2 protein-coding genes are annotated in these 26836 nt (G+C 50.2%); both read left to right on the top strand.

Features of this window, described 5'->3' with window-relative positions; all coding sequences use genetic code 11:
• Window positions 1-5 precede the first annotated feature (5 nt).
• Window positions 6-10541, top strand: coding sequence for a type I polyketide synthase (locus BGM27_RS00850; protein ID WP_038462185.1), 10536 nt, complete (start codon window positions 6-8; stop codon window positions 10539-10541).
• A complete protein-coding gene (locus BGM27_RS00845; RefSeq protein WP_020954018.1) occupies window positions 10531-26832 on the top strand; it encodes a non-ribosomal peptide synthetase in 16302 nt (5433 codons plus the stop codon). Before BGM27_RS00850 ends, BGM27_RS00845 begins: the two co-directional genes overlap by 11 nt.
• Window positions 26833-26836: the final 4 nt, after the last annotated feature.

Here is a 26836-nt window from a genome sequence, read left to right as displayed (position 1 = left end):
AAGGAATGATATCGGAAAAAATCAATATCTCACTGGATCATCCCATCATGAAGGGCCATAAGGTCTTTGGTGAAGCGGTATTGCCCGGTCTTGCTTATATCGATTTGATTTATCAGGTTTTTCAGGAACACGGTTATGTATACAATGAGCTCGAATTGAAGCACGTTACGATTTATCAGCCTTTAACCGTCAGTGAAACGGCTGCAATCATTCTGACCATTCAATGTTCTGATAGCGGAGATGGAAAGTGGCTCATCTCCCTTTCAGGGCAGAAACAGCAAGGTGACGAGCTGTCAGACAATATACAATATGCGACAGCTGAAATGGTGAAAAGAGACGCTGTGACATTTGACGAAACCATTGATTTCGGCGATGTGAAGCAGTCAGGCAGATCTCTGAATCTTGATGACATGTATAACCGCTGCCTGGATCATGACTTGGTTCATTCCGGCATGATGAAATCGAACGGACGATTGTACGAAACAGAAGACGGCATGCTGGCTGAGCTTTCTTGCGAAGAAGGAAAAGATTTCTTTTTATTCCATCCGGCCCTTTTGGATGCGAGCGGAATCGGGGGGAGCGGTGTGCTTTCTGAAACAAACCGGCTTCACCTGCCTTTATATTATGAATCGTTCACGGCTGCCGACAGACTGCAATCTGAGTGCACGGCGCGTATCGCCGCTTCCGGCGTCCGTCAGGAAAAAGAACTCACAACGATGACGATCGAGTACTTCAGCCGATCCGGACAGAAGGTGGCGGAGCTTAAAAACATTACGGGAAAAGCGGTTCGGCTTGAAGAAGACGAGAATACAGCCGAACAGAATCAACAGGCTGTAACTGAGCCGGAAAGCACAGATGAAAAAGACATCATTCTGTTTTTAAAGAAGCTTTTGGCTGATAAGCTTAGGCAGCCTTGGGAGACGCTGGACGTTCTTGCAGGCTACTACGAACTTGGGCTGGATTCATCTTCTTTGCTTGAGATTGTACAGGATATCAATAAAAAGACGGGTGCGGACCTCTCGCCCACTCTTCTCTTTGAATATACAAATATAAAAGAACTCGCAGCCTATCTGAAAAAGACCGTTTCATTTGAATGTGCGGAACGTGCAGCCGAACCACAACGGTCTGAAGCTGAAGCACCGGACGCGCCAGAACATCATAAAAACACCGGAGACATCGCGATTATCGGAATGGCCGGCCGCTATCCGAAAGCGAAAAGTGTGGCGGAGTTTTGGGAAAACCTGAAGGCAGGCACGGATTGCATCACTGAAGTTCCGAAGTCCCGCTGGGATTGGAAAACATATAAAAACGTAACGTCCCCGTCAGGAAAAACAGTATCAAAATGGGGCGGTTTCATTGACGATGCCGACTGCTTCGATCCGCAGTTTTTCAGAATCTCACCGCGTGAGGCGGAAACGATGGACCCGCAGGAGCGCCTGTTTTTAGAAACATGCTGGGAAACGATTGAAGATGCGGGGTATACGCCTGAAACGCTGGGAAATAAAGGGGAAAAACAGCATCCGATCGGCGTATTTGCAGGGGTGATGCATAAAGATTATTCCTTAATCGGCGCAGAACAATTATCTGAAACTGATCCTTTTCCGGTTTCACTGAATTATGCGCAGATCGCCAACAGAGTGTCCTATTATTGTGACTTCCACGGGCCGAGCATCGCGGTGGATACCGTTTGTTCCTCATCATTGACCGCCGTCCATCTGGCCATTGAAAGCATCCGCCGCGGCGAATGTGAGGCCGCGCTTGCGGGAGGGGTGAACTTGTCGCTGCACCCGGCGAAATATCTCAGCTACGGAAGCGTGGGCATGCACTCAAGTGACGGCCGCTGCCGTACATTCGGCGAGGGCGGGGACGGCTACGTTTCCGGAGAAGGAGTCGGTGCGGTATTGCTGAAGCCGCTGGAAAAAGCCGAACAAGACGGCGACCGCATTTACGCGGTCATTAAAGGAAGCGCCGTTAACCACGTCGGGAAAGTAAGCGGAATTACCGTCCCGAATCCTGCTGCACAGGCAGAAGTCATTAAGGCCTGTCTGAAAAAAGCAGGTATCAGCCCGCGGACCGTCAGTTATGTGGAAGCCCATGGCACAGGTACTTCGTTAGGAGACCCGATTGAAATTGAAGGTCTGTCAAAAGCGTTCAGCCAAGGGACGCAGGATCAGCAATTTTGTTCCATCGGTTCGGTCAAATCAAATATCGGTCACGCAGAATCAGCGGCGGGGATCAGCGGGTTAACAAAAGCGGCGCTGCAGCTTCATCACAAAACGCTTGTCAAATCACTGCATTCTGCGGAATTAAATCCTTACCTGAAATTTGAGGAATCTCCTTTTTACGTACAGCAGCAGACTGCTCCGTGGAAGCAGCCGTCAGCTGAAGAAAACGGTAAAGTCACACATTATCCGCGCAGGGCCGGGCTCAGTTCCTTCGGTGCATCAGGTTCGAATGCCCATATCATTTTAGAAGAATACATTCAGCCTGAACAAAAAGCGCCTGCACCTGAGAACGATGCAGCAAAACTCATCCCGCTGTCAGCAAGAAATAAAGACAGGCTTCTGGCCTATGCGGAAAAACTAGCCCGATCGCTTTCAGAAAAGACGGTGCTGTCTGAACTGGCTTATACTCTTCAGACAGGACGTCAAGCAATGGAGGAGAGAGCTGTCTTCCTTGTAAATGACATCCGCGACTTGAAGCAAAAGCTGAATGATTTCGTAAAAGGAAACGAAAACATCCCCGGTTTATGGCGCGGACAAGCTGAGCTGCCGGAGATGAGCGAAGCCGCTCCCGAGACGGACGATCCGAAACGGCTTGCCGCGTTATGGGCAGAAGGGAAAATAATAGATTGGAATAAGCTGTACGCTTCGGGTAAACCGCGTAAAACAAGCGTTCCGACTTATCCGTTTGCAAAAGAACGCTATTGGATTCCGCAGCAGAAAAAACAGGAGAAAAGCCCGTCAGGCACAGTACTGCATCCGCTTTTACAAGAAAATACGTCAGATTTTTCGCAGCAGCGCTTCACGTCTCTTTTTACGGGAGATGAATTTTTCCTATCTGACCATGTCGTCAACGGACAAAAAATACTACCGGGCGTCGCCTATTTGGAAATGGCCGCAGAGGCGGTCAAAAAGGCCGCTGCCGTGACGGAAAAAGGCCATAGCGTCACACTCAGACAGGTTGTTTGGGTCCGGCCGGTCATGATTGAAGACAAACCGAAAGAAATACATATTGCCCTTTACCCAGAAGATAATGGTGAGATTACCTATGAAATATACAGTGAGGCAGAAAACGGCGAAGATCCGGTTATTCACAGCCAGGGTGAAGCGGTCATTACCGAACCGGGAAGCGCCCAGATTGATATCGAGTCTGTCAAAACTTCCTGCAATTTAGGAATTGTGACTGCGGAAGAATGTTACGGTGCTTTTGAGAAGATCGGTCTGGATTACGGAGAGGCATACAGGGGCGTACAGCAATTGCTGATCGGAGAAGACCGATTATTGGCCCGTATTTCACTCCCAGCAGCCGTACATGACAAAAAAGAACAGTATACGCTTCACCCGAGTATGATGGACGCCGCTTTTCACGCATCCGTCGGTCTGCTTGTCCGATCGATACATGACGATGCAGACAGCCACGAGCTTTCTTTGCCGTTTGCGATGCAGGAAGTGGAAGTGTTCGGGCCGTGTCCTGAACATATCTGGTCATATATCCGGTACACAGAAGGCAGCAAAGCAGATGACAACGTAAGAAAATTTGACATTGATATGTGTGATGATGCCGGTACGGTTTATGTCCGGATGAAAGGCGCGTCCGTCCGGGCGCTTGACACAGGCCAAACAGCGGGCGGAGAAACCTCGGAGGCGCCTGTCGGCCATACGATGCTGATTCCGGCTTGGGAGCCTGTTGCGCTTGAAAAAGCCGGGGAAGCAGCGGCGGATAAGCAGACGGCAGTATTCGGCGGAACGGATTCGAGACATACGCGCATAAAAGAACATCTGCCGAACGCTTCCTATTATCCGATCAGAGGTACGGATGATATCACATCTCTTACGCACATGCTTGAAGGACAAAAAGAACTGGAGCAAATCATTTGGCTTGCTCCGCAGGCTGAGAGTGCGGACAGCCTCAAGGAACAGGAAAGAAACGTTCTTCATGTGTTCAAGCTGATGAAAGCATTACTTGCCTTAGGGTACGGAGAAAAACGTTTGGACTGGTGCATCGTCACAGCAAATGCCCAGCCGATTTCGGATCAAGACAGCGCCGACCCGTCACAAGCCGCAGTCAGCGGACTTGCCGGAACAATGGCGAAAGAATATCCGCACTGGCATATCCGCATGATTGACACAGAAACGGACGGCAGCTGGCCGATCGAAGAGGCGCTCAGTCTTTCTGCCGGGAAAAACGGTCAAATTTGGGCGTACCGCAATCAGCAGCTGTTTGAGCGGCAGCTGATACCGCTTGACAATATGCCGAAAAACGGCACGCTGTACCAAACAGGCGGGGTTTATGCCGTGATCGGAGGCGCGGGGTATCTTGGCGAGGCATGGAGTGAATACATGATCCGCCGCTACAAAGCACGCATCATTTGGATCGGAAGAAGCACACTGAATGATTCCATACAGGCGAAACTCGACCGGCTCAGCGCATTCGGCCCGGCGCCTGAATATGTTTCCGCCGATGCCGCCGACAGTGCTTCCTTAGAGAGGGCTTATCAGTTCATAAAAGAGCGCCACACAAAAATGAACGGAATCATCCACTCGGCAATGGATCTGTCTGAGCAAAGCTTAAATAATATGAAGACAGAAGAGTTCAAATCGGTGCTGCGGGCAAAAGCCGATGTAAGTGTGTCCATGGCGGAGGTATTTGGACGGGAGCCGCTTGACTTTGCGCTCTTCTTCTCCTCGCTTGTGGCATTTATCCATAACGTGAAACAAAGCCATTATGCCGCAGGATGCGCTTTCAGTGACGCATTTGCGAAAGAACTTGATCAGACATGGAATTGTCCGGTCAAAGTGATGAATTGGGGCTATTGGGGCAACAGCGAAGCGGCTGAAGACGGCGACTTTATTCAGCTGATGGATCAGATCGGATTGGGATTAATCGAACCGGACGCTGCAATGGAGGCGCTTGAAACCCTTATGACGCTGCCGGTTGATCAGGCGGCTTTCATTCATACGACAAAACCGGTCGCAGTCGAAGGGATGAATGAAAGAGAAAAGATTTCCGTTTATCCGCCTCAGCCGCTTGTCTTTTCACAACAGCCGAAGGTCGCTCCGCCCGGCGCACGTCTTGTTAGAGAGGCTGAACATCAGGAGCTTGATGATTTTCTGTATCAGCTGTTGATCGCCCAGCTTAAAGAAGCAGACTTGCTGACGCCGCAAAGCCTTAAAGCGTATGAGCCCGAACATGAATACTTTAAAAAATGGCTCAATCAAACGATCGCTTTCCTTCTGGAACATGGCTATCTGGAAGGGAATGCGGATTCATATAAACTGTCGGCGCGAGCCGAAAACACAACCGCCGCGCTATGGCAAAAATGGGAGCGGGAAAAAGAGGAATGGCTCAATAACGCCGATACAAAAGCGATGACTGTTTTAGCCGAGACGATGCTTAAAGCACTGCCGGACATTCTGCGCGAAGACGTGCCGGCGACAGACATCATGTTCCCGCACTCTTCAATGGAACTTGTTGAAGGAATTTATAAGCACAATCAAGTCGCGGATTACTTTAACAGCGCCCTGTCAGATACATTAACGGCTTATGTGAAAGAAAACATCAGCAAACATTCAAAAGCCGAGATCCGCATACTGGAAATCGGAGCGGGCACAGGCGGCACAAGCGCAGGCATATTTGAAAAGCTTAGGCCGTATCAAAACCATATAAAAGAATACTGTTACACCGATGTATCGAAAGCTTTTCTCGTGCATGCGGAGACGGAATACGGCAAACGGAATCCTTATCTGACGTATAAGCTTTTTAACGCAGAAGCGCCGCTTGCCGGCCAGGACATAGAGCCGGGCGCATACGACATCGTCGTTGCGGCCAATGTGCTCCACGCGACGAAAGACATCCGACAGACGCTGAGAAACGCCAAAGCCGTTTTAAAAGACAACGGTTTGCTGCTCTTAAATGAAATGGCGGGAAACAGCCTGTTCCCGCATATTACTTTCGGACTGCTTGAAGGCTGGTGGCTGCATGAAGATTCTGCCCTTCGTATTCCGGGGTGCCCGGGCTTGTATCCGGAAAGCTGGAAACGCGTGTTAGAAAGTGAAGGCTGGCATTCTGTCTTCTTCCCGGCAGAAGCGGCACATGAATTAAGCCATCAGATTATAGCGGCAAAAAGCAACGGCATTGTTCGCCAAAAAACGCTTAAAGCAGGGGCCGGAAAACGGACCGCTCCGCCAAAAGCAGTACATGCGCCGGAACTTCAGGCGCAAACAACGGTGCAAAAAGGCGACACGTCTTTAACAGAAAAAAGCACCGAGTACTTGAAAACGTTAATCGGAGAAACATTAAAAATTCCGCCGGCTCAAATTGATCCGAAAGCGCCGCTTGAAAAATACGGAATTGATTCTATCGTCGTCGTACAGCTGACAAACGCGTTACGAAATGTATTGGACCAAGTCAGCAGCACTTTATTTTTTGAATATCAGACGATTGAGGCGCTCGTCGCTCACTTAATCAAGACGAAAAAAGACGCGATGATCAAACTGACGGGACAAACGCCTGTTCAGGAAAAACGGAAGGCATCACTAGAACCGCAGGCTGTACAGCCTGCTAAGCCGCTTCGCACTGACTGGCGGCGGAGGGAAAAACGGGCAGCCAAAGAGACCGTCCGGCAAAGTTCGGTTCGCGACGTGGCCATCATCGGTGTTTCAGGACGCTACCCGCAGGCAAAAACAGCGGCTGAGCTTTGGGCTAATATTAAAAAAGGAAAAAACTGCATAGAAGAAATCCCGCGGGAACGCTGGAACTGGCAGGATTACTACGATGAAGAGAAAGGTAAAGAAGGCTCTATTTATACGAAATGGGGCGGCTTCATTGAGGATATGGACAAGTTTGATCCGCTGTTCTTTCAGATTTCTCCTTTGGAAGCGGAGCGAATGGACCCGCAGGAGCGATTATTTTTAGAAACGGCGTATGCGAGTATCGAGGATGCCGGCTATACGCCTGACAACCTGTGCCAAAGCAGAAAAATCGGTGTTTTTGCCGGCGCGATGAACAAAAACTACCCGACAGGCTACGGCTATTGGTCCATTGCCAACAGGGTATCTTACCTTTTTGATTTCCAAGGGCCGAGCATTGCCGTTGATACAGCCTGCTCCTCTTCTTTGACGGCCATTCATCTGGCGCTTGAGAGCATATACAGCGGTTCAAGCGAATGTGCGATTGCCGGGGGCGTAAACATAGTGACCGACCCGATCCATTATATGAATCTGTCAGTCATGAACATGCTTTCCGCAGGCGACACGTGCAAATCGTTCGGAGACCGCGCGGATGGTTTTGTCGACGGAGAAGGGGTAGGAGCGGTCGTATTAAAGCCGTTGGACCGGGCGATTGCCGACAACGATCACATTTACGGTGTGATTAAAGGAAGCACCATTAACAGCGGAGGCAAAACGAACGGATACACCGTTCCGAATCCGAATGCGCAGGCCGCCTTAATAAAAGAAGCTTTCGAAAGGGCAAACGTCCCGGCGCGCACCGTCAGTTATATTGAAGCCCACGGTACTGGGACCGCATTAGGAGATCCGATTGAAATCGCCGGATTAACGAAAGCATTTGAAGAGGATACAACAGATAAACAGTTTTGCGCCATCGGCTCCGCAAAATCAAATATCGGTCATTGTGAAAGCGCCGCGGGCATTGCGGGTCTGACAAAAATACTATTCCAGCTCAAAGACCGCCAAATTGCGCCGTCCCTGCACGCGGAACAGCTGAATCCGAATATTGATTTCGCGTATACGCCGTTTGCCGTTCAGCAGGAGCTCGGTGAGTGGAAACGTCCCGTCATCGGCGGCCAAGAGCTACCGAGAAGGGCGGGGTTAAGCAGCTTCGGCGCGGGAGGAGCAAACGCCCACCTCGTCATAGAAGAATATACGGCAGACAAAGAACCTGATGAGACGCCGGCAGATCAGCCCGCCATCATCGTCCTGTCCGCGAAAAGCAGCGAACGGCTCACTGAAAAAGCAAAACAGCTCAGAGACGCCATCCGTGAAAAAAGATACAGCGGCAGCGACCTTATGAGCATAGCCTTTACTCTTCAGACGGGCCGGGTGCCGATGGAAGAGCGTCTCGGTTTTATCGTCCATTCACTTCATGAACTTGAGGAAAAACTGAATGGATTTATCGCCGGACAAAACAGCGCCGGACTGCACCGTGACGGCACGGAAGAAAACAAACGGATGCTTGCCGTATTTTCGGCGGATGATGATCTGGAAACAATCATAGACGCTTGGATCAGCAAACGGAAATATTCTAAGCTGCTTGAGCTTTGGGTAAAAGGATTGGACATCGATTGGGCGAAATTATACGGAGACCGTCCTCCGGCCCGCATCAGCCTGCCTGCTTATCCGTTTGCGAAAGAACGCTTCTGGCATCAGCAGCCTGTACAAAGCAAGGCTGCGCCCGTTAAGGCGCCGGCTGATGAAAGTGATCCGGCGGAACAGTTTGAAGTGATGGCTTTTAGAGAAGTTCTTAAAGAACAGGCTCTGCCGGCTGCCGGAGAAAAGCAAGTCAAAACGGTGATTTCTTTCTTATCTGATCAGAAGAAGCAGCAGGAAGCCGTCTCTGTGATCAAATCGTATGACAGTGGCATTGACGTTATTTTTATCGCTCAGGGAGACCGGTATGAGGCTCTGTCCGCCGGCCGCTGCCAAGTGGTGCGGGAAGATCCGCAATCATATGTGAACGCTTTTGCGGATATTCAAAAAGAGTACGGTGAAGCTTCTGCCATTTTGTATTTATGGGCGCTTGAAGATAAAAGCTGCATCGAAGATTATTCATGTATCGTCCATATTCTCAAAGCAATGGCTGAGACCGGTCTGCAGCCGGAAAGGCTGTTATTGGCGGGGGAATATGCATCCGGTCTGGAAAGGTGCTACTTGGAATCATGGATCGGCTTTGAGCGTTCGCTCGGCATTGTTCTCCCGAAAACAAGTGTTACCGGCCACTTCAGAAAAGCCGGAGCGGCCATAACGGACTGGATGAGAACCATTTGGGACGAGCTGAAAGCTGAAACAGACCATACCGTTTTCTTGGAAGAGGGAAAACGATATGTCTATCACACCGAACCAACCGGACTAACGAAAGAAAACGGCAGGATCAGAACCGGCGGAACATATCTCATTACAGGCGGATTAGGAGGGCTCGGCTGCTTATTTGCCCGCCATCTCGCCCGGAACTACCAGGCAAATGTCATTCTCACGGGGCGGTCGCCGATCAATGAAGAAAAGAAAGAAAAAATGAAAGACCTGGAAAATCTCGGCGCGGGTGTTCTTTACGCCGAAGCCGATGTTTGTGATCCGATCGGAATGGGCGACTGCATCAAGCGCGCGAAAGAACGATTCGGAGCCATTCACGGCGTCATTCATGCGGCCGGCATCGAAAGCAGAACATCCGTCTTTGAAAATGAAATCGGGAATTTCCGCAGTACGCTTGAACCGAAAATAAACGGAAGCCTGCTTCTTGACGAGTGGCTGAAAAACGAAACGCCTGATTTCATCTGCTACTTTTCATCCACATCGGCTGTTTTAGGAGATTTCGGCTGCTGTGATTATGCGGTCGCGAACAGGTTCCAAATGGCGTATGCCAACTATAAAAACGAACAATCAGAAAGCGGAAACGCTTTTGTCATCAACTGGCCGGTCTGGAAAAACGGCGGAATGGCCGTCGGCGGTGAAGAGACGACGGGCATGTACCTGAAATCAAGCGGCCAGCGCCTGTTAGAAACAGATGAAGGCATTGAGCTATTTGAGCGCGTCATTTCTCAAGACAACACCCAGTGCCTTGTCATTGCCGGCAAAAGAAGCCGTGCCGAACGATTTTTAGGCATACGGCGGGACGATTCATCAAAACCGGATGCGCTTTTGGAAACCGTGAGCCGCCGCATCCCGGAAGAAAGCGCAGAAAAACGGCTCGAAGCGGATTTGAAAGAGCTGATACACAGTCTGCTGAAAATATCCAAAGATAAACTCGTCCTGCATAAAAACTGGGCGGAATTCGGATTTGATTCCATCTATTTAGCCAAATTTGCCGCTCTTTTGACGAGTCATTACGGCATTGAAGTCACTCCGGCGTTATTTTACAGCTATGCCACGCTCGGAGACGTCACCAGCTATTACCTGACAGAACATAAAGAAACGATCGAAACGTTTTACCGAACGGAAGAAACCGAAACAGAAGCCGCCCCTCCGGATAACAAGGAGTATACGGATCAGGAGATCATCGCCATGATGAAACAGGTCTCTGAGGGGACATTAGATTTTAAAAGAGTGCAAGTCATCATAGAAGGGAGTAAGACCTATGAATCATAAAGAACTTCTCGATGCCTACAGATCAGGAACGCTCACCATCGCTGAAGTAGAACAAAAGCTTCAGGCTTTCAAGCGGACAACTGCAAAACGTCCGCTTTCTGAAGGCCAGAAAGGTTTGTGGATGCTTCAGAAAATGTTTCCGGAGATGAGCGCATATAACATTCCGTTATGCTTTCGTTTTCAAAAGCTGGATATCGAGACATTCAAAAACGCCCTTTTGTCCGTGCAGCGCCAGCACCCTATTTTGACCAGTGTGATAAAAGAGGAAAACGGCCTTCCGTATCAGATAGAAGATACGGATCGGCATTTTCCGATTGAAGAAATGGATCTTTCTGAATTAAGCGGGCGTGACGCTCTTTCGTTTATTAAAGAAAAAGCAAAAGAACCGTTCGCGCTTGAAACCGGGCCGCTCCTGCGTGTTCAAGTATTCCGGCGGGCGAAGCGGGAGCCGATTGTGTTAATCACCATTCACCATATCATTTTTGACGGCGTCTCTCTTATGACGTTTATGTCGGCGCTGCTGGACGCTTATGCAAAAGCAAGTGAAGGCAAAGAACCTGTCATGCTTCAGCAGTCCGCAGATTATCATGACTTTGTGAAATGGGAAAAAGAGCTGCTGGAAAGCGAAGCGGGAAAAACGCATCTCTCTTATTGGAAAAAGCAGCTGGAAGGACCGCTGCCGGTGCTTGAGCTTCCGTCGGATTATCCGAGATCATCGGTTCAAACTTGCAGGGGGCAGGCGTATCAGCGCTTGCTTCCTGATGAACTGAACCGGCAGATTAAAGTGTGCGCCCAAAAACATAATGTCAATGAATCCGTTGTGTATCTCGCTATTTTCAAAGGGCTGCTTTATCAATATACGAATCAGGAAGATGTCATCGTCGGCATGCCGACGATGGGGCGTTCTGAGGCTCAATTTGAGTCTGTCATCGGATACTTTATTAATATGATCGCGGTCAGGAGCAGGGAGACGGGCGCCAAATCTTTTACGGCATTTTTGAAGGAGCTGCAGCTGACACTGGCAGAAGGGCTGGACCATGCCGCGTATCCGTTTCCCGCGCTTGTCAAAGAATTGAAGACGGAACGCTCGCCTGCGGTGTCGCCTGTTTTTCAAACCGCGTTTTTCTATCAAAACTTCTTCCGGACAGAAGGAGCGGAAAAGCTGGCGGAACTATATCAATCACTCGGCATTGAAATGATAGAAGACATTCATCAGGAAGGCGAATTTGAGCTTGCGCTTGAAGTCTATAAAAAAGAAACGGGAACCGTCCTGCAATTTCTGTACAACCCGGATGTCTACAGCCCTTCTTTCATCGAACGAATGGCGGAGCATTATATGAAACTGGCAGAAAAGGTGCTTTCTGATCCGGAGATCGCTTTTGAAGCCTGTTCCGGTCTGCTCAATCAAAAACGGGATGAAAGCCGTTCATCCCATCAGTCGAATGAGCGCTGCATTCATGAAGTGTTTGCGGAAAAAGCCGGACGCCACCCTGACAGAGAAGCCGTCACATTCGGTGAAAACAGTCTTACATATCGCGAATTAGATGAACGAAGCACGGCGCTCGCTGTGTACCTGCAAGAAAAGGGCGTCACACCGGAATGCCCGGTCGGCATTTGTACGGAGCGTTCTTTTGAGATGGTCATCGGCATCCTCGCCATTTTAAAAGCGGGAGGCGCGTATGTACCGCTGGACCCGGCTTTTCCAAACGAACGGATGGCGCACGTGTTGACTGACAGCGGCGTGTCAATCGTATTAACGCAGGAAAAGACGCGCGGCATGATTGAACAGTTGGCCATCGGCGGTGTGAGCACGGTGGAAATTGAAAACAGCGGACGTTCTGTCAGCGGGGCAAAACTGACGCCGCGTTCAAAACCGCATCATCTCGCTTATATTCTATATACGTCCGGAAGCACGGGAAAACCGAAAGGCGTCATGGTTGAGCACAGGGCCATCATGAATACGCTGCAGTTTTTGGAAGCTGAGTACCCGGTCGCTCAAGAGGATGCCTATCTGTTAAAAACGAATTACGTATTTGACGTTTCGATTTCTGAATTATTCGGCTGGTTTATCGGAAACGGACGGCTTGTCATTTTGCCGCCTGGTGCAGAAAAAAATCCGCAGCTTTGCATGGAATATATCCAAACCCACCAGGTCACGCATCTGAATTTTGCGCCCGCCGTGTTTAATGTATTTCTGGAAACGGTAAAGCGGCATACGGCATTTACAGAAGACGGCCCTGTGAAATATGTGATGGTGGCCGGTGAGGCGTTTCCGAAAGATTTAGTTAAAAAGTCAGTTTCCATCTTCAAACATGCCAGAATTGAAAACATATACGGCCCGACGGAAACATCCATTTATGCCGCTTACTACAGCTGCGGCCAAAAGGAAATCACAAGCAGGAATACGCCGATCGGGAAACCGATTCACAATACGCGGCTTTATATCGTCGATGAAAAGCTCAGCCCCGTCCCTGACGGTGTGGCCGGGGAGCTTTGCGTGGCCGGCGCCGGTCTGGCCAGAGGCTATTACAATCAGCCTGAGCTGACGGCGGCATCATTTATTGATAATCCGTTTAGTGAAGGAGAAAAACTTTACAAGACAGGTGATTTGGCCAGATGGCTGCCTGACGGAAATATAGAATATGCCGGCCGGATTGACAGTCAGGTGAAAATTCGCGGCTTCCGCATCGAATTGGGAGCGATTGAAACGAAATTGAGCGAACATCCGGATATCCTTGACCAGGCGGTTGTGGTTCAGGAAAAGAACGGACATAAAAAGCTGATTGCTTATTATACGGCCCGCTCCGGTCATACGGCAGACGAAAAAGCGCTCCGCAACCATCTTTTATCGAGTCTGCCGGATTATATGGCGCCTGCCCATTTTATCCGTCTGGATGCGCTGCCGTTAACACCGAGCGGAAAAGTGAACCGCAAAGACCTAAAACAGCGCAAGGTAATCGTTCACCGGTCTGAAAAGACGGGCAGACTGCCGTTATCAGAAGCGGAAGCGAAAGTGACCGCAATATGGGAAGACCTGCTGAATACGGCGGGCATCAAAATCGAAGACGGCTTTTTCGATGTGGGAGGCGACTCGCTTCTGGCTGTTGCGGCGGCAGAACGCATTAAACAGGAGCTTGAATGCGATTTTACCGTCACGGATTTATTCGAACACTCTACCATTCAGGCGATCAGCCGATTTATTGTTGAAACAAAACAGGCGGCTGAATCAGTGGCGCCTGGCCAAGATGAGAGAGAAAGAGAACAAACACCGCAAAACGGGGTGCCGTCTTACTTTGATGACAGTGTGGCGATAGTGGGGATCTCCTGCCAGTTCCCCGGCGCGAAAAATCATCATGAGTTTTGGAAGCAGTTAAGAGAAGGAAAGGAAAGCGTCCGCTTCTACTCGGAAGAAGAACTTCGGGAAGCCGGCGTGCCTGAAGATTTGATCGAAAATCCCGACTATGTGCCGGCATTATCGACGATAGAAGGAAAAGATCTCTTTGACCCTGAGTTCTTTCACATTTCTCCGAAAGACGCAGAATTTATGGATCCTCAGCTTCGGCTTCTGCTGCTTCATTCTTGGAAAGCCGTCGAGGACGCGGGATATGTATCGAAAGAGATTCCGAAGACAAGCGTATATATGTCGGCAAGCAATAATTCGTATCGGTCGCTTTTGCCGGAAAAAACGACAGAAGGCCATGAATCTCCCGACGGCTATGTGTCATGGGTGTTAGCGCAGAGCGGCACGATTCCGACGATGGTTTCCCATAAGCTCGGATTAAAAGGGCCAAGCTATTTCGTTCATTCCAATTGCTCATCATCATTAGTCGGTCTTTATTCAGCCTATAGAAGCATAACGAGCGGAGAATCGGAATACGCGCTCGTCGGCGGAGCAACTCTGCATGCAGCGAGCAGCATCGGCTATGTGCACCAAAACGGATTGAATTTTTCAAGCGACGGGCATGTCAAGGCATTTGATGCTTCAGCCGACGGTATGGCGGGCGGAGAAGGAGCGGCCGTCATTCTGCTGAAAAAGGCGTCACAAGCCGTTCAGGACGGAGATCACATATACGCCATGCTCAGAGGCATCGGTCTGAACAATGACGGAGCGGATAAAGTCGGTTTTTACGCACCGAGTGTAAAAGGTCAGACTGACGTCATCCAGCATGTTTTAGACAGCACGAATATTCACCCGGAGACGATTTCCTATATCGAAGCGCACGGCACAGGAACGACATTGGGTGATCCGATTGAAATGTCCGCGCTGCAGCAAGTGTATAAACGTTACACGGACCGGGAGCAGTATTGCGGGATCGGCTCCGTAAAAACGAATATCGGACATTTGGATACAGCAGCAGGTCTGGCCGGGTGCATCAAAGTCGCCATGAGTTTATATCATCGGGAGCTGGCGCCTACCATTAATTACACGTCACCGAATCCGAATATCAAATTCAGCGGTTCGCCGTTTTATGTGGCGGATAAGAGAAAACCGCTGCCGGAGAGGGAGACGCCGCACCGCGCAGCGTTAAGCTCATTCGGACTCGGAGGAACAAACGCACACGCCATTTTTGAACAGTATGAAAACAAAACGATCAGCGGATCAAATGACGGACAGCCGCCTTATATCGTTCCGCTGTCAGCGAGAAATAAGCAGCGTCTTACTGCCTATGCATCTTGTTTATCCGGCTTTCTGGATGAAGCCGAAAACGATGTTTCCTTGCATGATCTGGCATTTACGTATCAGACCGGACGTGAAGCGATGGAAGAGAGGGCCGTTTTTATCAGTCATGATCGTCACGATTTGAAGCGTCAGCTGCAGGATTTCATCAACGGCAATGACCAAAACATCTTACGGGGCGAAAAAGTGAGAAGCAGAGAAGTGTCAGCTCAGGAGATGGAAGAGCTTGCGGCATGTCAGACACGGGATGAAAAGCTGAAAGCACTCGCGGCGCTCTGGGTTGAAGGAGCGCGTGTCGATTGGGGCTTATTGTATCCGGATTCCGCGCCGCAAAGAATCAGTGCGCCGACCTACCCGTTCGCAGAGGAGCGCTTCTGGCCGGAGGAAACGGTGAAGCAAACGGATACCAAGCTTTTGCATCCGCTGGTACATCAGAATACATCCGTCTTGCAGGAGCAGCGGTTCAGTTCGGAATTCACGGGAAAAGAGTATTTTATTGCCGAGCATATCATTAAAGGAATGGCGATCGTGCCGGCTGCCGTTACCCTTGAGATGGCACGGGCCGCGGCGGAGAAAAGCATCGGCGGGGCAACAGAGGAATCTCTGGGCCTGCGCTTAAAGAATATTGTATGGGTCCGTCCGGTGATAGCCGATCAGGAGGCTGTCCGTGTCCATATCGGACTTTATGAAGAAGAGGACGGACAGATTCAATACAGAATGTACGGGGGTAACGATTCTATCGGTGAAGAAGCTCCTCTTTATAATCAGGGCATCGCTGAAATCATCCGGAAGGAACCGGAGGAAGCGGCGGATATTGAGCAGCTGAAGCGCCGGTGCACACAGGGAACAATCGAATCTCAAGCGTTTTACAAAGGAATGATCGGTGCTGATTACGGGCCGGGTTACAAAGGGGTGCAGCTTGTATACAAAGGCGAAGACCGGCTGCTTGCTAAATTGAAGCTTCCTGAATCCGTCTCTCATACAAAAGCTGATTATATCCTTCATCCGAGTATGATGGACGGTGCGCTTCAGGCCGCCGAATATTTGCAAAACGTGACGAGAGCGCTGCTTGCAGAAAGCGGGGAACCATTCAAAGCCGCATTGCCGTTTGCTTTAGAGGAGCTGGACGTTCTGAATCCGTGCGCTGATGATATGTGGGTGCACGTCACATTCAGTGCGAACAATAAAGCCGGCGATCCTATCCAAAAAGCCGATATTGATTTATATGACAATAACGGCGGGCTTTGTGTGCGGATGAGAGGTTTCTCAACACGGATCATGGAAGAAAACGCGGGTGCCGGCGTTTCGGTCAACCGTACGGACACATTGCTCGCTGAACCGGTCTGGAAAGAGCAGCCGGAACCGGCCGATCACAAGCCAACGTATGAAGAGCATATCATTTTCCTTTGTGAGTACGATGAAGCCGTAAAACAAGCTGTCGAAGCAAAGCTTGAACATGCAAGCGTCATTATCTTGGACGAGCGTCCCGCATCTATTGCAGAGCGGTATCATTCTTATGCGGGCCAGCTGTTTGACCATATCAAAACCATAATGAAAAGCAAGCCGAAGGGCCGCGTTCTTTTTCAGGCTGTTACGCGGTCAGCAGGCTTACAGCGGGTGTTCTCAGGCATTACCGGCCTCTTCAAAACCGCATGCCTTGAACATTCCAAGCTGATTTGTCAAATGATCGAAGCCGAGGAGAAAGAAAGTGCTGAAGGCATAGCGGAAAAAGCGTCCGAAAACCGTATGCATGCCGAAAGCGTCCATGTGAAATATGAAAACGGCAAGCGCTTTGCCGCTGATTGGGAAGAGATGGATATTTCTCAAGCGGAGCCGGACATTCCGTGGAAAGACGAAGGCGTTTATCTCATTACAGGAGGTGCGGGAGGTTTAGGTCTGATCTTTGCAAAAGAGATCGCAAACCGTACAAAAGACGCCGTCATCATACTAACCGGCCGGTCCGCTCTCAGAGAAAAGCAGAAAGACATGCTGGAAACAGTACGTGCTGCCGGCGCTTCTGTTTTCTACGAGCAGACCGATGTCACGGACGAAGCAGAAGTATACCGATTGATCCGCAATATACGCAAACGGCACGGCAGGCTGGACGGGATTGTTCACAGTGCCGGCATTATAAAAGACAACTACATGGTGAAGAAGACGGCAGAGGAATACCAACACGTTCTCGCTCCGAAAGTGAAGGGCCTTGTGTATCTTGATGAAGCGTCACAACATGAGAAATTAGATGTCTTTATTGTCTTTTCATCCTTATCAGGTGTGCTTGGAAGCGTCGGCCAGGCTGATTATGCGTCTGCAAATGTCTTTATGGAGATGTATGCCGAGTACCGCCGTTCTTTACAAGCCGCAGGACAAAGATACGGAAAGACGCTTTCTGTCAGCTGGCCGTTATGGAAAGAAGGCGGAATGCAGGCAGGAAAGCAGACGGAAGATATGCTGATGCAGGAGGCGGGAATCGCACCGCTCGGCACAGATGCCGGCATCAAGGCTTTATATCAAGGCTTGATGAGCGGGACAGCCCGGATGACGGTTCTTGAAGGAGATGTGAAACACATGAAAGCAAAACTGTTCCGCAAAGAGAATGATCATCCGGAAGCAGAGACCGGCGTACGTCATGACATTGATGCTGACAGCCTGCTTGAAAAAGTGAAGCATCTGTTAAAACAGCAGACGGCCTCACTGTTAAAAGTAAACATTGACAAAATTGATCCTCATGAAGAAATGACAAAATACGGGCTGGATTCTATCTCGATGACTGAGTTTACGAACCAGTTAAACAAAACGTACCGGCTTACGTTAACGCCGACGATTTTCTTTGATCATCCGACAATCCATGAATTTGCCGTTCATTTAATCAGTGAATACGAAGAGGAATTTGCCGGGCGGTTTGCGGTAAATACAAAAACGGTTCAATCGGCAAGACCGGTAAAAGAGACTCAAATCACGCGCCCGGCCGTTAAGCGGCGCCGCACTCTGCCTGAGACACTTCCGCAGACAGTGCAGCGGGACCAAGGGCAGGAACCGATTGCAATCGTAGGCATCAGCGGGATTTTCCCGATGGCAGAAGACATTGAAGCTTTCTGGCAGAACCTGAAAGAAGGCAAAGACTGCATGACCGAGATTCCGAAAGACCGCTGGGACTGGCGGGACTATTACGGGGATCCCGCAAAAGAAGCCAATAAAACAAACGTCAACCAAGGCGGGTTTATTGACGGAATTGCTGAATTTGATCCGTTATTTTTCGGGATTTCACCCCGGGAAGCGGAGCAAATGGACCCTCAGCAGCGTCTCTTGCTGACGTACGCGTGGAAAGCGATCGAAGATGCCGGATATGCGTCAAAGAGTCTCTCAGGCACAAAGACAGGTGTGTTTATCGGGACCGGAAATACCGGCTACGGTTCGCTTTTAGCCAAGACCGATGCGGCGATTGAAGGGTCATCCGCGGCGAATACAAGTCCGTCTGTCGGACCGAACCGTGTCAGCTATACGCTCAATCTGCACGGGCCGAGCGAACCGATTGATACCGCCTGCTCAAGCTCGCTCGTTGCCATACACCATGCCGTTTCTTCAATTGAAGAAGGAACGTGCGACATGGCTTTGGCGGGAGGAATCAATACGATTGTTCTTCCGGATGTGTATATCAGCTTTGATAAAGCGGGCGCGCTGAGTAAAGAAGGAAGATGCAAAACGTTCTCTGATCAGGCTGACGGTTTTGCCCATGGTGAAGGAGCAGGGCTCTTTTTCCTCAAAAAGCTGAAAGCCGCTGAGGCGGATGGGGACCATATTTACGGCGTCATTAAAGGAAGCGCGGTGAATCACGGCGGCCGCGCGGCATCTTTAACAACGCCTAACCCGAAACAACAGGCGGAAGTCATTAAAGCCGCATACAAAAAAGCGGGCATTGATCCGAAAACAGTCTCTTATATCGAAGCGCACGGCACCGGAACAGAACTGGGAGATCCCGTTGAAATTAACGGCCTGAAACAAGCGTTCAGCTCGTTTGCAGACGGAAAAGAGAAAGCGGCCGGCTATTGCGGCTTAGGGTCGGTCAAAACGAATATCGGCCATTTATCCCTTGCCGCGGGAGTAGCGGGCATTATTAAAATTTTGCTGCAGATGAAGCATCGGACACTAGTAAAAAGTCTCCACTGTGAGACGGTAAATCCGTACATTCAGCTTGAAGACAGCCCGTTTTATCTGGTGCGGGAGACAATGGAATGGAAGACGCAGACGGACGAACGCGGAAACGAACAGCCTCGCCGCGCGGGCATCAGCTCATTCGGCATCGGAGGCGTAAATGCCCACGTCGTCATCGAAGAATACATTCCAGAAGACAGAGAGGAAGCAGATGATTTTCATATCGACCCATGTCTTTTCGTTCTGTCCGCCAAAAATGAAAAACGCCTGAAAGAGCAGGCAAAACAGCTGAAACGTGCGCTTACTGAAAAACGGTACGATCAATCCTCCCTCGTTTCTATGGCATATACCCTCCAAATCGGAAGGGACGCCATGGAAGAACGTCTGGCGATTATTGCCGGATCTGCAGAAGAACTGCAGGAAAAACTGTCACAGTTTATCACTGGAGATAAGCACGCGGACTTGTACAGAGGAAGAATAGACAAAGGCACGCTGCAAATGCTGACGGAAGATGAAGAAATTCAAGAAGCCGTTGAAAAATGGATGGCACGCGGCAAATACGCGAAGCTGCTTGAATTATGGGTCAAAGGGCTGAACGTCGATTGGGCGAAGCTGTATGGAGACCGGCCGCCTAAACGCATGAGCCTGCCATCGTATCCTTTTGCAAAAGACCGCTATTGGGCGGCAAAAAGCACCGGAAAACACGAAAAAACAAGCACTGTATCTGCCGGAAAACAAGACGCGCTTCATCCGCTTCTGCACAGAAATACTTCAAACCTTGCAGAACAGCGGTTCAGTTCAATCTATACAGGAAAAGAATTTTACCTTGCGGACCATGTTGTAAAAGGCGTACCGATTTTACCGGGAGTGGCACATCTTGAAATGGCGCGCGCAGCAATGGAACAGGCATCTGAAGTTCCGGCCGGACAAGGAAGCGTCAAGCTTAAGAATACGGTTTGGGTGCGGCCGATCACCATTGAAGACGAGCCGGTTCATGTCAACATCCGTCTCATTCCTGAAACGGCAAATGACGTTCAATTCGACATTTACAGCGGCCGGGAAACAGATCAGCCGTCCGTTTACAGCCAAGGGGCAGTATCAGTCCGCCCTGACGCCGAGGCTCCGGTCATTGATCTCCAAAAGCTGAGATCACAATCCGCCGAGACACCGTTTTCTGCAGATGAAGTGTACGATATGTACCGCAAAATCGGTTTTGATTACGGCCCGGCTTTCCGGGGTGTCAAAGCGATTTATACAGGTGGTGATTTCGTATTGGGCAGACTGTCACTTGATGCGGCTTGTGCGGACACGGTACAGGAGTATGTCATGCATCCGGGCTTAATGGACTCTGCATTGCAGGCATCAAGCATATTAACCGGAACAAATGATGAGAAACTGATGCTTCCGTTTGCGGTTCAGGAGCTTGAAGTATTCAGCGCATGCGCTGCCGAGATGTGGGTTTACGCCAGACTTTCTGAAGACCACAAAGCCGGCCAGATTGAAAAACGCGATCTTGATATTTGTGATGAAAACGGCAAGGTTTGCGTAAGACTGAAAGGTTTGTCATTCAGAATGGCTGAAAAAGAACCTGAGAAAAAAGAAAAAGCTCCGGAAACGCTCATGCTTGAGCCGGTATGGACCCGAAGCGATGAAACCGCCGTTCAAACGGAACCGGTTTTTGCCCGGCATATCGTGTTGCTTTGTGACACAGACGCCGGATTGAAACAAGCCGTTGAAGCCGCGGGAGCTGAATGTATTGAAATGACCTCCCGGCACGGGAAAGCGGCGGCGCGCTTCCGTGATTATACAGGACGGATATTGGAGACGCTGCAAAAACTGCTGAAGGAAGAGACGGATGGAGATGTCCTCATCCAGACGGTTCTCTCTAAAACAGATAAGCATCAGCTGCTCTCAGGCATTTCAGCTCTGTTAAAAACAGCCGGCCTGGAACATAAAAAACTGAAAACCCAGCTGATTGAAATAGAACCGGCGGAAAACGGCAGAATCACAGACATCATCAGAGAAAATAAAACACGGGCTGATGACAGCCATATCAAATATGAAAACGGCATCCGATACAGCGCAGATGTCAAAGAAACGGCCGTGTCCGGCGGCAAAATACGCATTCCGTGGAACGACGGAGGCATTTATCTCATTACCGGAGGAGCCGGGGGCTTAGGCTTTATTTTCGCGAAAGAAATCGCCCGCAAAGTCAAAGAGCCGACACTGGTTTTGACAGGCCGTTCCGCATTAAGCGAGAATCAGCGGATGCAGCTGCAATCGCTTGAATCACTCGGAGCAAAAGCGGAATACAAGCAGGCTGACGTAACAAACGCTCAAACTGCGGCAGACCTGGTCAAAACAATTGAGACGGAATATGGCGGCCTTCACGGCATCATTCATAGCGCGGGTGTGATGAAAGATCAGTATATCGCAAAGAAAACAACCGAAGAGTTTTACAGTGTATTGGCTCCTAAAACGGACGGATTTGTCAACCTTGATGAAGCAACCGAGCATTTAGCGCTGGACTTTTTCATCGTTTTCTCATCCATTTCCGGCGTCACCGGGAATGCGGGACAGGCGGATTATGCGGCGGCAAACGCATTTATGGACAGCTATGCGGCATACCGCAACGCACTGGTTACCGCAATGTACCGGCATGGTCACACATTGTCAATCAATTGGCCGCTTTGGAAAAACGGCGGAATGCAAGTCAATGAAGAAATGGCGAAGCTCACCGAAAAAAGAACCGGCGTAACGCCGATGCGCACTGAGACCGGAATAGAAGCTCTTTACAAAGCATGGAGCACGGGGAAAACAAGCGTGCTCGTCATGGAAGGAAACCGCGCCGTAATGCGGGAAAAGCTGCTTCAAAAGACTCCTGCAGCCGCTTTTGCACCGGTTAAGAAAACGGAGGAAACGCCTGTGCCGAAAGACCTGACGCCAAAACTTCAGGAATTGCTGGCAAAAGAGGTTTCCGGGCTTCTGAAAATAAACATTGAAGAAATCGATATCGAATTGGAGTTTAATCAATACGGATTTGATTCCATTACGCTGACGGAATTCGCCAACAAGCTGAATGACACTTATCAGCTTGATCTGACACCGACCGTATTTTTTGAATATGCGACGATTCAAGCCTTGGCGCATCATTTAGCAGAAGACTATCAAACACAATTTGCCGGCAGCACACAGCCGAAAGAAGAAAAACAAAGCAGCGTAACTGATGATGGCGGCATCAGACTGGCGGGGAACAAACGATTTGCAAAAACTGCCGTACAGCCTGTTCAGACGGCGGCTGAACATAAACCGGAACCGATCGCCATTGTCGGCATGAGCGGAGTGTTTCCTAAGGCCGCAAATATTGATGAGTATTGGCGCAACTTAGAAGAGGGAAAAGACTGTATAACAGAGGTGCCGGCGGATCGCTGGGACTGGCGTGAGTATTACGGTGACCCGCTTAATGAAGCCAACAAAACAAATGTAAAGTGGGGCGGATTTATTGACGGAGTTGCGGATTTTGATCCGCTGTTCTTCGGAATTTCACCGCTGGAAGCCGAACAGATGGATCCCCAGCAGCGCTTGTTAATGATGTATGCGTGGAAGGCGATAGAAGATGCGGGATATTCCGCTAAAAGCCTTTCCGGCACGAAAACAGGCCTGTATATCGGCACGGGGAATACCGGATACGGCTCACTGTTTTCCGACCTGGATATCGGCGGTGCGTCAGCCGCAAATATGAGTCCGTCAGCGGGGCCGAACCGCGTCAGCTATATGCTTAATCTGCATGGTCCGAGTGAACCGATCGACACGGCTTGTTCCAGCTCGCTGGTCGCGATTCATCACGCCGTATGCGCCATTGAAAACGGGAACTGCGATATGGCGATCGCCGGCGGCGTGAATACCGTCGTCACACCGCAAGGCCACATCGCTTATGACAAAGCCGGCGCTCTGAGTAAAGAAGGGAAATGTAAAACATTCTCCGACAGGGCGGACGGATTTGCCGTCAGTGAAGGTGCCGGAATTCTGTTTTTGAAAAAGCTGTCAGAAGCGGAAAAAGCGGGCGATCATATTTACGGCGTCATTAAAGGCAGCGCGGTCAACCACGGCGGACGCGCGAACTCCTTGACGACACCGAACCCGAAAGCCCAGGCGGAAGTCGTCAGAACGGCTTATGACAAAGCCGGCATTGATCCGAGAACCGTCACTTATATAGAAGCGCACGGAACCGGAACGGAGCTTGGCGATCCGGTCGAAATCAACGGCCTGAAATCCGCCTTTCAAAAGCTGTACGAAAAAACAGGCGATTCCGCCGTTTACGCGAGTCACTGCGGTCTGGGTTCGGCCAAAACCAATATCGGCCACCTGTCACTGGCAGCCGGTGTCGCGGGTGTGATCAAAGTGCTGATGCAGATGAAGCATAAAACACTTGCAAAAAGCCTCCACAGCGAGGTCATCAACCCGTATATCAAGCTGAAAGACAGTCCGTTTTACATCGTACAGGAAAAAAGAGAATGGACGGCATTGAAAGACGAAAACGGCAATCTTCTGCCGCGCCGTGCGGGAATCAGTTCTTTCGGCATCGGCGGCGTAAACGCCCATGTCGTCATTGAAGAATATATCCCGAAGGAAGAAAGAAAAACAGCTGTTTTCACACACCCTCAAATCTTTGTGCTGTCGGCCAAAGAAGAAGAGCGTCTGCAGGAACAGGCGCAGCAGCTGGCGCAAGCTTCTTTTACGGATGCGGATCTTGCCGATGTTGCTTACACGCTTCAGCAGGGGCGTGATGCCATGGAAGAAAGAGCGGCCATTATCGCTTCCTCGGCCGAAGAACTGCGGGACAAGCTAAAGAGCTGTGCGAAAGGACGTTATGATATAGCGGGCATTTATAAAGGAAAAGCGGGTAAAACCTCCCTGAAATCCATTCTGGCAGGTGCAAACGGCGAGGCGGATATCGAAGAGCTGATAAGCCGCCGAGAGAATGACAAGCTTGCGGAATTATGGGTGCAGGGCGCGGATATCAAATGGGACGGCCTATATTCTGATATCAAGCCTCAACGGATGAGTCTTCCTGCTTACCCGTTTGCGAAAGAGCGGTACTGGATCACGGACAATCGGCCGAAAGCAGAGAAACCGCAAGCTGTGCCGACGTCGCGGGTGCTGCACCCGCTGCTTCACGAAAATGTATCAGATTTAACAGAGCAGCGGTACCGATCCGAATTTACGGGACAAGAGACGATTTTCACCGATCATCTTATTAAGGGCAAGCCGGTTATGCCGGGCGTTGCCTACTTGGAAATGGCTAGGGCGGCGGTTGCTCAGGCAGTCAAAGGGCAAAAGGAACGTCCATCTGTCACCCGCCTGAAAAACATCGTTTGGGTTCGGCCGATCGAAGCGGGAAACCGCCCGATTGAAGCGCAAATCAGCCTGAACCCGAGGGAAAACGGTGAAATCGTGTATGACATTTACACGGATTCACAAACAGAAGCAAGCGGCAGGCAGATACACTGTCAGGGCGCTGCCGGCATTCTCAGCGCCGGGGAGGCTCCGCACCGTGATATAGGCGCACTGAAAGCTCAATGCGGCCTCAGTATACTGACTTCTGAACAGTGTTACGGCTTATTCAGCAAAATCGGCATTGACTACGGTCCCGGACAACAAGGAATTCAGCAGATTCATATCGGAAGCAATCAAGCGTTGGCTGAGCTCCGGCTGCCTTCCTTCCTCGAAGAAACGGCAGATCAATACGTTCTTCACCCGTGTATGCTTGATTCAGCTTTGCAAGCGACAATCGGTCTGAAGCTGCACGCCGATGATAACCAGCTGTCACTGCCGTTCGCCCTTGAAGAACTGGACATTTTCAGCCCGTGCACGACAAGCATGTGGGCGTATGTCAGCTCCCGGGGAACGGATGAAAAAATACAGCGTATGGACATTGACTTATGTGATGAGACAGGCCGGGTCTGTGTCAGAATTAAAGGGATTTCTTCCAGAATGATGGAAGGCCCCGCGCCGGAAACATCATTAAATGGAGCAAACCTTCTGGCTCCGGTGTGGGATCTCGCGGAATTCCGTGATCAAAGCCCGGCATATAAGACGGAAGAGGTTGTCTTTATCGCGGGGGATGAGGAAAGCGCGGCTTTTCAATTGCATCATCCTTCTGCGAAACGGCTTCATATCAACCCGGAGGATGAAATAGAGGCTGTTGCGGCTGAACTGAAAGCAACAGGGTCTTTCGGGCATATCGTATGGATCGCTCCTTTTCACAGCGCTGATGACATGGTAAAAGCTCAGGATGCGGGCGTCATCCAGATGTACAGAGTGATTAAGGCCATGCTTGCTTTAGGATATGGAGGCAAGCGAATCAGCTTGACTACAGTCACAATAAAAACACAGTCCGTACAGCCGGCGGACATTATTGATCCGGCTCATGCAGGCATTCACGGTTTGGTCGGCTCGCTCGCAAAAGAGTATCCGAACTGGCAAACAAGGCTGATTGATGCCGGATGTCCGGAAGATGTTTCAAAGGCGGAGCTGTTCTCAGCGCCGTTTGATGAGCAAGGCAATACATGGGCGTACCGGAACAATCACTGGTACAAACAGCGCCTTATTCCTGTACAGCAGCCGGTGTCAAGCCGGCCCGCCTACCAAAAAGGCGGCGTTTATGTCGTCATCGGCGGCGCGGGGGGCATCGGCGAGGCATGGAGCGAATATGCCGTGAAAACATATCAGGCGCGAGTCGTTTGGATCGGCAGACGAAAACATAACAGCGCCATTCAGGAAAAAATCGACAGACTCAGCCAATTCGGCCCGGCGCCGATTTATATTGAAGCTGACGCGGCAAATCCGAATGAGCTCACACGGGCGTATGAAACGATCAAACGCACGCACCCGCAAATTAACGGAATCATCCATTCCGCAATTGTTTTAGAGGATCAGAGCCTGGCAAATATGCCGGAAAGCCGTTTGAAAAGCGTGCTCGCTGCGAAAGTCAATGTCAGCGTGAATATGGCCCGCGTGTTCCAAAATGAGCCGCTGGACTTTGCTTTGTTCTTCTCATCTGTTCAATCATTTGCACGAGCGGCCGGACAAAGCAATTATGCTGCCGGATGCAGTTTCAAAGATGCCTTTGCCGCTCATTTGGCTCAAGTTCGGCCGTATTCGGCGGCAGTGATGAATTGGAGCTACTGGGGCAGTGTCGGAATCGTATCATCTGCCGACTATCAAGAACGGATGAAACAGGCGGGAGTCGGATCAATTGAAGCACCGGAAGCAATGGCGGCGCTTGAACGATTGCTCGGCGGCCCGTTGAATCAGTTCGTCATGATGAAACAGGCGGAAGAGCCGGAGGAAAAACCGGAAGAAATGATAGAAGTATACCCTGAACATCACGGCTCGGCGATGCAAAAACTGCGAAGCTATCAGCCTAAAGTAACAAGACATGTACAACAATTGAGTTAAGGAG

It is taken from the genome of Bacillus sp. FJAT-27001 (genome assembly GCF_019039175.1).
In the GTDB taxonomy this organism is placed as follows: Bacteria; Bacillota; Bacilli; order Bacillales; family Bacillaceae; genus Bacillus; species Bacillus velezensis.
Note: the sequence above shows the minus strand (reverse complement) of the source record. Positions and strands in the feature narration are given on the sequence as shown.